At 41.8% G+C, this 12,165-nt stretch carries 11 protein-coding genes and 2 pseudogenes; 5 read left to right on the top strand and 8 right to left on the bottom strand.

What is annotated here, in order from left to right; translation table 11 throughout:
- The 5 genes and pseudogenes from QVP35_RS00750 to QVP35_RS00770 form a co-directional block, all read left to right on the top strand.
- A partial coding sequence (locus tag QVP35_RS00750; RefSeq protein WP_288187706.1) for a histidine kinase dimerization/phospho-acceptor domain-containing protein occupies positions 1-908 on the top strand: 908 nt, incomplete at its 5' end.
- Positions 887-2,674: a hybrid sensor histidine kinase/response regulator gene (locus QVP35_RS00755; RefSeq protein ID WP_009290098.1), complete on the top strand. Its 1,788-nt coding sequence runs from the start codon at positions 887-889 to the stop codon at positions 2,672-2,674. The genes QVP35_RS00750 and QVP35_RS00755, both read left to right, overlap by 22 nt.
- Positions 2,675-2,792: 118 nt before the next feature.
- A pseudogene (locus QVP35_RS00760) lies at positions 2,793-3,122 on the top strand (response regulator); the annotation flags it as partial.
- Positions 3,117-3,476 (top strand): HD-GYP domain-containing protein, encoded by a 360-nt coding sequence (locus QVP35_RS00765; RefSeq protein ID WP_225103788.1) that lies wholly within the window; start codon positions 3,117-3,119, stop codon positions 3,474-3,476. The pseudogene QVP35_RS00760 and the gene QVP35_RS00765, both read left to right, overlap by 6 nt.
- Positions 3,457-4,173 (top strand): LytR/AlgR family response regulator transcription factor, encoded by a 717-nt coding sequence (locus tag QVP35_RS00770; protein ID WP_009290101.1) that lies wholly within the window; start codon positions 3,457-3,459, stop codon positions 4,171-4,173. The genes QVP35_RS00765 and QVP35_RS00770 overlap by 20 nt, the downstream gene beginning before the upstream one ends.
- A 192-nt stretch (positions 4,174-4,365) precedes the next feature.
- Here QVP35_RS00770 and QVP35_RS00775 read toward each other — a convergent pair whose 3' ends face one another.
- From QVP35_RS00775 to QVP35_RS00805, 8 genes and pseudogenes are all read right to left on the bottom strand, one after another.
- Positions 4,366-4,506 (bottom strand): hypothetical protein, encoded by a 141-nt coding sequence (locus QVP35_RS00775; RefSeq protein WP_159058668.1) that lies wholly within the window; start codon positions 4,504-4,506, stop codon positions 4,366-4,368.
- Between the two features lie 342 nt (positions 4,507-4,848).
- A complete protein-coding gene (locus QVP35_RS00780) occupies positions 4,849-6,852 on the bottom strand; it encodes an Ig-like domain-containing protein (RefSeq protein WP_022260679.1) in 2,004 nt (667 codons plus the stop codon).
- Positions 6,853-7,033: 181 nt separating this feature from the next.
- Positions 7,034-7,273, bottom strand: coding sequence for an HTH domain-containing protein (locus QVP35_RS16680; protein WP_412247301.1), 240 nt, complete (start codon positions 7,271-7,273; stop codon positions 7,034-7,036).
- Positions 7,274-7,388: 115 nt separating this feature from the next.
- Positions 7,389-8,702: an ATP-binding protein gene (locus QVP35_RS00785; protein ID WP_022260680.1), complete on the bottom strand. Its 1,314-nt coding sequence runs from the start codon at positions 8,700-8,702 to the stop codon at positions 7,389-7,391.
- A 25-nt stretch (positions 8,703-8,727) separates the two neighbouring features.
- Entirely contained in the window at positions 8,728-10,695 is a 1,968-nt protein-coding gene (locus QVP35_RS00790; protein ID WP_009290106.1) for a DUF2207 domain-containing protein, read from the bottom strand.
- A 23-nt stretch (positions 10,696-10,718) separates the two neighbouring features.
- A complete protein-coding gene (locus QVP35_RS00795; protein ID WP_009290107.1) occupies positions 10,719-11,273 on the bottom strand; it encodes a LemA family protein in 555 nt (184 codons plus the stop codon).
- Positions 11,274-11,351: 78 nt separating this feature from the next.
- Positions 11,352-11,690: a hypothetical protein gene (locus QVP35_RS00800; protein WP_022260681.1), complete on the bottom strand. Its 339-nt coding sequence runs from the start codon at positions 11,688-11,690 to the stop codon at positions 11,352-11,354.
- 280 nt (positions 11,691-11,970) lie between these two features.
- Positions 11,971-12,165: pseudogene (locus QVP35_RS00805) on the bottom strand (NADH peroxidase); the annotation flags it as partial.

A 12,165-nucleotide genomic window follows, 5' to 3' on the forward strand; every position in this document is an offset into this window, starting at 1 on the left:
CTTCTTCCGATCTCACGCAGATCTATCTTTGTGTATTTTCTGATGACACGGCCAACGTAGAAAAACAGCTGCATTCCGATTATGCCAAAGAAAAAGAAATCCAGATCTTAAATGAAATGTGCACTTTAATCGTCAGCCGGAGCTATGAGACCCTCGGACTGATCAACACAGAAAACGGCAAATATCAGATTTATGCCGCACAGAACAGAGACTGGTTTTCCCAAAAGAAACTTGAAGGAGATTTTGACGAGCTGACGTTTCATGCAGCAAATGAACTGGCCTATGATGAAGAGGCGAAAGAACTTTTGATGAATGCAACACTCTCCGGCATTACCGGTTATTTCAGCCAACGGCCTGATACCTCCTACAGTTTTACATACCGGGGCAGGACCCATGAATCTTACCGCTGGAAAAGAGCGGAATACAGCTACTTAAAAGATGACAAAACAAATATCATTTTCTGCACACAGGACATCCACAGTAAAAAAATGGAAGAGGAGCATCTGGCAAGACTTGCGGAAAAGGAACGGCAGATCCACCAGGAAAAGATGGCATTTTTCGCAAATATGAGCCATGAGATCAGGACTCCGATGAACGCTATCCTTAATTTAAGTGAACTGCTGCTGCGAAAAGATCTCCCCCTGGATGTGGAACAGGACATTTCCACAATCTATGAAATCGGCAATGGACTCTTAGGAATCATCAACAGCCTGCTGTCCTTTTCCAAACTGGACACGGGAAATATACAGCTGACCACAGGAACATATTCTCCTGCAACCATGTGTTCTGATATATGCAGCATAATATCCGCCCGGCTAAGTAAAAAAAGTCTGCATTTTTCACTGATTTGGATCCCTCCCTTCCAAGACAGCTCGTCGGAGATGAGATGCGAATTCGGGAAATCCTGACCAATCTGCTTGCAAATGCCGTAAAATTTACAGTTTCCGGGAAAATCGAATTGAAGCTTCGTGCCAAGCATCTGTCCGAGACAAAAACGGAACTCTCTTTCTTTATTTCCGATACCGGATCGGGAATCAAAGAAGAAGATCAAAAATACCTGTTTCGGCAATTCAGCAGAGTCGATCCCAAGAAAAATCAAACGATTATGGGAACCGGTCTGGGCCTCTCTATCTCAAAAAAACTGACGGAACTGATGGGCAGCAGTATTACCGTGGAAAGTGAATATGAAAAAGGCAGTACATTTATCGTTACCATTCCACAGGAAATCTGTTTAGCCGCTCCTATGATTCCGCCGTCTGACAAAATGGAACAGGCCGAGGTCTATGTCTATCTTCTAGAATCGGATAAAGAACTGACAAAATATGTCATACGTGAACTGCACAAGCTTAGCATCCATCCTTCTTTGATTTCGTCCGTCTCCTCCATCAGTCTGGACAGATCAAACAAGAATTCTTATCTGATCATGCAGCAGGCGGATTTCCCATCCTGCCAGGAAATGATCGATTCCTTATTTTTGCAGGATCATGTGCTGCTTCTTATGAAAAACAGTGATACTACGGAATCCAAATACTATAACTATCAGCAGCTGTATCCGTACAACCTGATGATGCAGACTGCAAATATCTTAAGCGGCCATCCGGTCAAGACCGCGTCCAAAAAGACAAACGTTTACGAGGATACAACGTTTCCTTCTGCCCACATATTGATCGTAGATGACAATGATGTCAATTCTTCCGTTGCAAAACGATTGATGGAACCTTATGAAATGGATATTGATGTGGCGTCCAACGGTTTTGATACACTCACAATGGCTTCCGCAAAAGACTATGATCTGATTTTCCTGGACCATATGATGCCCGGAATGGACGGAATCGAGACGGTACAGAAGCTGAGAAAAATGGACTGCATCAGAAAAGATCTTCCTGTCGTTTCCCTGACAGCCAATGTCTTCTCCGATGCGAAGACCTATTTCACAGAACAGGGATTTTCTGACTTCCTCGCAAAGCCGATCAATGTCAAAGAACTGCACAACACCCTCCTTCAGTATTTACAGGACAAAGCCGTCTTAAAGATTGTGGAAAAAAAGCTGGACGAAGCTTTTATCTCAGAAGAAGTCAAAGCCTGTTTTACATCTTTGAAACATTTCGACGTTGATGCATCCCTGGAATATTTTGATCACTCGGCTGATTTTTATTTGGAGATGCTGAAAACCTTCCGGCAGGGTCTCTTTGAACGCCGAAATGAATTGGATAAAATCTATGAAAACCAGGATATCAAATTGTTTACCATCCACGTCCATGCTATTAAATCTGCCTCAAAATCCGTAGGCGCCCTAGAATTTTCGGACTTGGCGAAAACGATGGAGGATTTTGGCCACCAAAACAACTGGAAATCCATCACACAGAAGTATCAGGAACTGCTGGACTATACAGACCTTATATTAGAAGAACTGGATTGTTGTATCAAAGCCGTACCGGCGGCAGACGAAACGAAAGAATCTCTTTCCGGTTATCCCGAAGATATCATCAAAAGTCTCTGCATTGCCGTCAATGAAATGGATTATCAAGAGGTCTCCGATGCTATTGCAAAATTGGACCGATACACTTATCCGGGGGAACTGCAAAATCTCCTGGACCGGCTCAAAACCGCCTATGATAATTTTGAATACGGGGATTTAAATCGGTGTTCTGTTTTGATGTATAACTGTCTGTAACCGGAAGTTCCCGCCGCAATAATCGCCTTTTGCGCCGTTGTTACGCTTTTCTTTTACGGATAATGTAATATAATATAAATAACGCATTCCGTTATTTTGCTGACGAAAGGACTATAAGATGCATAAAATCTTAATTGTTGATGACAGTAAAACAGTCTTAAACCAGGCTATGATACTACTCAAAGAATCTTATCATGTATTTCCCTCCCTCTCAGGCAGTTTGGCATTAAAAATCATGGAACATCAGACACCCGATTTGATTTTGCTTGATTTAATGATGCCCTAAATGGATGGAAAAGAATTTTTTCTGGAACTTCAGAAAGAGAAAAAATGGTCTGATATCCCTGTCATCTTTCTGACTTCTGATACGGAAGACCAGACAGAAGCCCAGTGCCTTAATCTAGGAGCCTACGACTTCATCGGGAAACCTATCGTCAAAGAAGTGCTTTTAAGCCGTGTTGCAAAAACACTGGAGCTGACCGACTACCGGAAAAACCTTCAGAAAAAGCTGGACGGCTTATCAGACGGTACTTTATACCATCATGAACGTTTTGACGGTTCCGGTTATCCGAACGGTCTAAAAGGCGACGAGATTCCCCTGATCGCCCGAATCATCAGCGTTGCCGATACTTATGACGCCATGACCAGTACCCGGTGTTACCGGAAAGGACTTAGTCCTGAGACAGCTATGGCCGAATTAAAAAAACAAAGCGGCAGACAGTTTGACCCCGAAATCGTAAATAAATTTTTAAAAATCGCTGACAGTTTGGGGGTACATAAAAATGAGGATCGTATTATGTGACGATGACCACACTTGCTGTAAAAAGTACACGTGGCTTCTCCGGAAAATAAAAGAAGAATACTCTTTAGATTTTACCATTGAAATATGCAACAACGGCAAACAGCTTCTATTTCTCTCAGAAGATCTGCTGTCTTCTGATATTATCCTCTTGGATATCATGATGCCGGGTATGGATGGGATTGCAGCAGCAAAACAGCTGAGGGAAAACGGCATAGACTGCAAGATCATTTTTCTTACGAGTCTGGCCGATAAAATGCTGGAAGCTTTTGATGTTCTGGCATATCACTATATCATCAAAGATTCTGTTTCCAAGGAAAAATTTGAAGAGATTATTCTCAAAGCTGTAAAGCAATCTGAAGAAGAATCCGGAGAACAGTTAATTTTTACATACCGTAATAAAAACTGCATCGTTCCATTGAAAGATATTTCCTATCTTGAAGTACAAAACCACAAGGTCTTTATTTATTATAAGCAGGAAAGCTTTGAAATCTATGATACATTGAGTAATCTGGAAGCTCGTTTTTATAAACATGGTTTTATAAGAATACATAAATCATATATGGTTTCTTTAAGCAAGATTGCGAAACTTTCACCTACTTCCTGCCTTTTGCGCAGCGGAGTGCTCCTGCCCGTGGGCAGAATCTACTCTAAATCTGCAAAAGAAGCCTTCAAAATATGGAGTGTGGAAGCATTATAAAAAACGGAGACTGTTTCAAGTTTGTTCGTGTAAAACACATTTCATACAGACAAAAAAAGAGAAACAAGAACCCTCATTTGATGGTATCTTGTTTCTCTTTTTTTACGGAATTATTAAGACATCCAGTTCTTTCACTTACTTTTTGCAATTTACTGTTCCACTAATTTCTGATTCTTAAAAATATAGCTAAATCTACATTCTTTCTGATGCTAATTTCAAGTCCTGGTCGTCGTTTGTATGAAGATGACTTGGCTCTGCATAATAAATGGTTACCATATAATCATCTTTCAGTGAAACTTCTTCGATTCCTACCGTCTCATTTCTGTTGATCAAAATATTCTTTTTTTGACGACCTTCCCATTTTCATCTGTGATTGTAATTGAAGCATGTACCCCCTCGAAGTAACAATGTGGTCCACATGTCATATATTTTGTGTCAATCCGCACAATTCCACTAATAATATTCATTTCGGCAACTCATAATCACCTAAGTCTAAAAATTTAAACTGCTGTTTTTCAAGATTTTGGGATACCAGTTTGTGATCTTTCATGTCTAAAAGTAGGTGCGTATACAATAGTTCTTTCGACGCAAACAGTAAACTTGCAATTCAAACAAATAGGCTATCCTAAAAAGTCCCAAAGCCGAAAATATGTCCCTTTTCCTATTTTTCTTCTTTTATTTCACGCTCACACGTACTTTTGCTTTATACTTTCCGCATTTCACTGTCACGTATACTTTTCCTTTTTTCTTTGCCTTAAACTTTCCACTCTTTGCGATCTTTCCGATCTTCTTGCTGGAGACAGACCATGTAAGTTTTCCTTTGATTCCATAAGCTTTCGCCTTAAACTTATAGGTCTTTCCTTTTTTGATCGTCTTTTTCACTTTAATCAGCTTCATATAGCCTTTGATCGTAACACTGGTTTTAAAGTTGTAGGTTTTTCCTCCCTCTCTTACCGTTGTAATTATCGTCGCTCTTCCGGCTTTCAACCCTTTTATACTTCCGTTTTTATCTACAGATGCGATCTTTCTGTTACTTGTCTTATAGCTGACTTTTGCTCCTTTGATCAACCTCCTTACACTCAGGCGGAATTTCTTTCCTGACAGGATCTGTTTCTTTGTCACACTGATGCTTGGGCGTACCGCCGTCTGTTGGCTGTTCGGTTTCTTGGCTGGATCGGTCGGTCTTACCGGATCCGGATTCTTTTGATATTGCGCTGTTATTGTTATATCTGATGTAATCTTTCCAAAAGTCTTATCCCAGCCTGTAAATGTATACCCTATCCTTATCAGTGCTTCTGGCGCTTTCGCCCCTTCTTCATACTTCACTTCCTGAGTATCCAGTACTTTTCCGTCATAGTCTTTGAAGGTAACTGTAAATATTTGTTCTGCCTGATTTGTTACTACAACCTTATTCTTCAACAGATATGTATGTCCCGCCTGCTCTACCGTAACATCAATGGTTGTCTCTCCTGTTTTTTTCGCTTGGATGATTCCCTTCTCATCAATAGCTGCTGTCTCAGGATCCGCGCTTGTATACATCACTTTTGCATCCTGGTCAAGGTTTTGAATCTGTAAGGTCTCCTGATCTCCTACTGCAAGCTCTATTTGTGCCGCTATGCTTGGTTCTCCTGTTACTCTTAGTGACTTTTCCAGCGTGATTCCATTTGCAGTATAAAAGACCTTGTATTCTCCCTGTTCTGTGGCTGTAAACTGTCGGTTCTCATCTAGCATCACATCATTTCCATTTGGATCCTTTACTGCCGTCGTGATCTCAGGTACCGTTCCGGTTGCCGTTGTCACCTCTGTCTTCGGCACTACATAATTATCTCCTTTTGCAACTATAAAACTTGCATCTGCAGGTACAGTGATGTTTGTTTTATCTTCCTGTTGATAAAGACTCTTTATCGCTTCCGGACTTAATGTCTTACTGTAAGCCCGGGCTGAGGCTATTTTACAGGCCGCTGAATTACCCATTCCACCTACCTGATGGGCAATATTCAAGTACTGCTCTGTTGTTACTGCTCCCATTGTAAATTCAGCAGCGGAAAATTCCCCCTGTTTTTCACCATTCACATAAAATTTTAATGCTTTTCCATCATAGGTACCTACAAGATGCAACCACTTTTCTTTCTCACATTTATATGTCAAATCTCTAGTATACTTGCCTGCTTTTAATCCTGTAAACGTAGGTCCGCCTGCTTTAAAGTAAAATAGTCCGCCATCCCTATTTGAACTTCCTCCCAGCAAAGAAGTGCCAAACTTGTTCTGTACATCTTCATTACTCTCTTTTACCATGCATTCAAAACTATAGTGACTACCCATGGCTTTCCAGTCTTCTGAAGTGAGCAGATATCCAAAACCGTCATCTTGTCCATCAAAAACTGCAACTTCTTTTCCCAGCTGTTCATCCTGTGTAATTACCGGTGCTCCATAAGTCTTTAACTCATTCTTCCCATTTAATCTATCTTCTACTTTTCCTCCATTAAATATAATATCCAACATATCTGCTTTTGGAATCTCTGTCTCTGCCTTTGTTTTCACGGAAGCTGCTATTTGCCTTGCACTCTCACTCGCAAAAACCTTAGCTGTCATTCCTGTAAAAACTCCTGACACAGATGTCGTCATCATTGCTGCTGTCAACGCTATTACCATACCTCTTTTGAATGTTTTCTTAATCATCGTAATTATCTCCTCTGTGTTTTGTTGTCTTTGTTTATGTATGCATTATATATCCCCCCTTCGTTTATTTGTAATTTTTAGCGTATCCTGCTGCACTAACAACGCAAACAGCATTTTAGAATAATTTTTTTAGTTTTCCATATAAAAAGAGCAAGAAATCACACTGAATTTCCTGCTCTTTTTATTCTTTTAACTTTTTCCATCTGGCTTCTGCTCTCTCAATTCTTTTACTTCCAAGAACTTTTGTATCGAATCCGCACAGCCTGAATATCTCCGTTGTTTTTTTCCCTTGATGATAGCATTGACAGAAAAATTTTTTAAAATCATCTTCGTATGCCAGACTTGAGTCATAAACGCATTTAACATTTCTGTTTCTGCTCAGCACCACTTTTTCTTCTTCGGTAAAATACTTTTTCTTCAGTTCTGCTCACACCCTTTGTATATAGTATTATTTTTAAATATTACTATATGCGATGCGGGCAGTTTCAGGCAGAACCCTACATAAATAACAAATAAAACAACGCAAACAACTGTGTTTAATTCAAACCTTGCATCCCCATCAAATAATTTACAAACTGCTGTGCCGTCCTTCCGGAAATACCTCCATGGGACAGTTCCCATTTGTTGGCCTCTTTTTGCAGTTCTTCATCTGATAAGGTAATACCTTCTTTCCTTGCCAGCTGGATCACAATGTTAAAATACTCCTTCTGGGTCGGCTTAGAGTAATTGATCGTTACACCAAACCTATTTACCAGAGATAACTTTTCTTCCATCGTATCGGATTTGTGCATACCATTTTCATTCTTTACGTCGTCCCGGTCACTCCAGGTCTCCTTGATCAAGTGCCTCCTGTTGGATGTGGCATAGATCAGAATATTTTCCGGCTTTGTCTCAACGCCCCCTTCGATGACTGCCTTTAAAAACTTATACTCTACCTCGAACTCTTCAAAAGACAAATCGTCCATATAAATAATAAATCGGTAATTCCGGTTTTTGATCTGTGCGATCACGTTGGACAAATCTTTAAACTGGTGCTTGTAGATCTCAATCATCCGCAGGCCCTGATCATAGTACTGGTTGACAATAGCCTTAATACTGGTAGATTTGCCGGTACCGCTGTCTCCGAACAGCAGGACATTATTGGCTTTCCGCCCATGGACAAAGGCTTCCGTGTTGTCAACCAGCTTCTTCTTCTGGATCTCATATCCTACCAGGTCGGACAGAGCAACCTTATCCATGTTGTTGATCGCACGGAATGTAATGTCCCCTCCGGTTTTTTCCTCGATCCTAAAAGCCTTATTGAGTCCGAACATTCCCACGCCGTAAGCTTTATAGAAGTCTGTGACCACCTGGAAAAACTCATGCTCATCCCGTGTCTGCTCCAGTTTCCGGCTCAATGCCCGAACCTTCTCGCTGACATTTTTATTATACATAAGCTCTGGCTTTCCGATCGCTTTATAGTCTGAAAGACGGCTGAAACAGTCCACTCCCAGGTATTCTTCAATCTTTGAAAAGTCGTAGTCAAACAGCTCCTTAAATGCCCGAAAATCATTTTCCGCAAAATAATTGACGCTTCCTTCTCTGGCCCCTACCTTTTCACAGGTGATGCTGAATGGATTCTCATTGGTAATCAGCAGAAATGTCAGGTAGTTATGCCAGAGATTCTCATCGAATCCATAGTCTGTCGCCACCTGAAGGATGCGTTTGATCTGCCTGAAAACCCTGGTCGTCAGAACTTCCTTCGTCTGGCTTTCCTCATCCATGCAGCGGAATATATCACTGAGCTGCATCAAAATAGAATCCGGTTCCATATCACCATAGATCAATAACTTTGATACGTTTTTATACACTTGTTCCTCCACCTTTCATCATCTTCTACCAGCTTCCGCCGCCTCCGCCGCCGAAACCGCCTCCTGAGAATCCCCCTCCGCCAAAGGAGCCTCCTCCGAAGCCGCCGCTGCCGGACGATGTTTTGGGCGGTTCGGGCACGGAAAGTGTACTCGTCACTTGGGCCATACTTCCCATTAAACACCGGTTAAAGATATAATAATCAAAAAATGTAAACTGGCGGTCTGTTTCATACCAGTCAGGCGCAGACAGACCAAGATCTTTTAATTTCTCCGCAAATACATCGGAGAGGCCGAATACGTAGGCATACGGCATGATGTGATAAAACATCTGAGGCTGATCCTCTGCCAGCACCTTCATCCTGTCCAGCTCCGCAGTCTCAATGAAATCACGGAGTCCGGCCAGATATCCCATCCACTCAATGCACTGATGGGTTCTTTTTTTCATGAATCCTGTCATAAGAATCATTCCGCCGGTCATAACAAGCACTGCGGCCAGAACCCAGATGTAGCTAAAAATCTCTCCATTTATGACTCTAACAATATAACTTCCTGTGTAAGCTGCCGCTGACAGAAAGCTCAAAGCAAGACCCCAGAATACCCACAGCCTTCTGCTGTCCCTGCTTCTGGCATACCAGCTGTCCACCGCGGCTGTAAACAAGATCATCCCGCCGAACAGCAGCATCCATAAAATAACCTGAACGATCATTCTTGCGATGCCTGTATAAGAATAAAAGCTTGTAACGGCCATAAAAAATCCAAGCGGAAGCGCTGCAAATACCATTGAGATCCCTCTTGCTGCTGTTGAACTCGTTGTATAAATACTAAATTTCTTTTCTCTTCCGAAATACCGGATGAGTTTATTTTTTGCCACACTGAGAGTATCCGCATATTTATATTTCAGCTCGTCAATCTTTACCTTATCCTTTCCGTTGAATAAGTCGTCAAACATAATCCTCTGGTATGACGGCGCCGAAGCTTCAAGGTCTGACTTTTTATGGAAGGTAAGCTTCCCTTTCTTTTCTTCGATGGTAAGGTATCCCTTATCTGCCCAGTAAAGAATCAAAGAAAGCAGTTCCTTGTCCTGTACTTTTCCATCGATGATGTACCCCACTCCGGCACTGTCTAGCCCCTCCGGCGGCTGATACTGGATCGACGGAATGATCTTCTCATCTCTGCCGAACATAAGAAACATACCAAGGACAACTGCGAATATGATTACCGATGGAATCAAGATCATCCATGGTACTGCAGTGATCTGCTGGTTTCCACTGAAATACCCGGCGTCCATTTTTGCAAAGCAGGTAAGACCGGAACCAAGAGGAAGACTTTTCTTTAAAGTCCCTGTCACGGTAAGGTTTTTTTCGTCTTTTTCCAGCGAGAGAATATCCCCGGCATCTTTTGTTGAACCATATTCCCCGCAGTAGAACTTCAGCCGGTCCATATCAAACTTTTTCGGAAACTGGATGGTAAACCTGCTCCCTGCCGGAATCTGGTTCTGCCACTGTGTCGGGAAAATGTTATAGTAGATGTTATCATAACTTTTCTGCTGGAATTTCGGTGAGAGAAGATATTCAAACTTATAAATCCCTTCTCTCACCGTCTTGTCTTCGTCTCCAAACCGAAAGACAGTGCTGCCGTTTTCACTGCTCTCATCCACAGTTTCATTGGCACGGACCAGTTTTACAGAAGCATAGAAAGGTGTTTTCTGAATCTCCCCTTTTTTATCATAGGAAGCTATGGTCCCTTTGCTCGGAATATAGCGGTAAATCCCATGACGTTCTTCCAGGAATCTCACATTTATCTTTTCTGTAATATCATAGGAACCGTCGTTTCCCACCACAACTTTTGTCTGAAACTGCTTCGTATACATATAGGGATCTTGCTGTACCTGAGACGGAGAAGGGCCTGATATGCTTTCTGCGGCAGCCCCTATTCCTATACATAAGAGAAACAGGGTAACCGCAATGAAACCGGATGCCCATAATTTTTTCATAATGACCTCCCTGCGTCAGAGCACTAGAACGATACTTTTACATTCTCACGCTCAGCCTCATCGCTGATCTCATACAATGGTTTTCTTGTGAATTTAAAAATGCCTGCTACAATATTTCCAGGGAACATTTCTGCTTTGGTATTGTATTTGTTGACAACTCCGTTGTAATATCTTCTGGAACCTGCGATCTCTTCTTCGATCCTCTGGAGCTGATCCTGAAGCTGTATGAAGTTCTGATTTGCTTTCAAATCCGGATAGGCTTCCGCCACCGCAAATAAAGAACGCAGCGCGCCGGTAAGTACATTTTCATTGGCAAGTCTTTCTTCCGGATCAGAAGCTCCCATGGCCATATTTCTGGCTGACACTACCTTTTCCAGTGTCCCGGACTCATGTTTTGCATACCCTTTAACGGTTTCCACATAATTCGGGATTAAATCGTACCGCTTTTTCAGGGATACATCCATCGCAGAGTATGCCTCTTCTGTCTTATTTCTCAGGGTAATAAACCCGTTATACGAACTGATCAGCCAGATGGCCAGTACTGCAATTATTGCTATTATAACTATTAATGCTATCATTCTCTTTTCCTCCTTTTATGTTTGATACCAGTATACCACTAAATATCCTTGCAGGAAACTGTGACATTTTCATCGGTTTTATCCGCGGATCTTCACATGCAGTACAATATTCTTTTCTCTTCCCATCCGGTCGTCTGTTTTCAGTATGACCTCCCCTGGAATATAGTTGGAAAAGCAGATTTTTTCAGATGAAACCCGGTAGTTTTGCAGCCATTCCCCGGGTACTCTCCGATCAATTCTAATGCTGTCTGTTTTAATATGTCCCGGTATTCCTTCCAATGGAATTTCAACTTTGCCGCCGTCTGAAAGGAAGCCTGCCCAGCCCATATGACTGCAAATACAGTAAAGCCCTTTCCTTCCGTCTGAGCGGTTTGCCATTTCTACCATTCTTGAACTAATCTTTTCTTCATTTAACATCTCAATCTTCACCTCGAAATTCGTTTTACTTAGCTGTTTCTGATTTTTATCTTTAGTATACCCATCTTAAATAACCGGGAAACATCCCGGCGTGTAGCGCGCATCTTTCAGCGCAAACAACGCAGCATATTCATAAGTTATGCAGTGGGATTCATTTATGTGCAAAAAGAAGCCGGGATCGCTCCCGGCTTCTCGTATTAAATAGAGGTGTATGATCAAGAAAAGTGTATGAATTTCTTTTTTTACAGCCTTTGGTCTGGCTGTGGGAAATACTTAAGGTTTATCCGAAGTATCTCTTCAGTAATCCTTCAAAAGCTTTCCCATGGCGGGCTTCATCCCTTGCCATCTCATGTACAGTGTCATGGATTGCGTCTAAGTTTGCTGCCTTCGCTCTCTTTGCAAGATCAAACTTACCTGCTGTCGCCCCGTTTTCTGCTTCTACTCTCATCTCAAGGTTTTTCTTTGTGCTGTCTGT

Origin of the sequence: Anaerostipes sp. CAG:276, from assembly GCF_000432215.1 — a bacterium.
Lineage (GTDB): Bacteria > Bacillota > Clostridia > Lachnospirales > Lachnospiraceae > Anaerostipes > Anaerostipes caccae.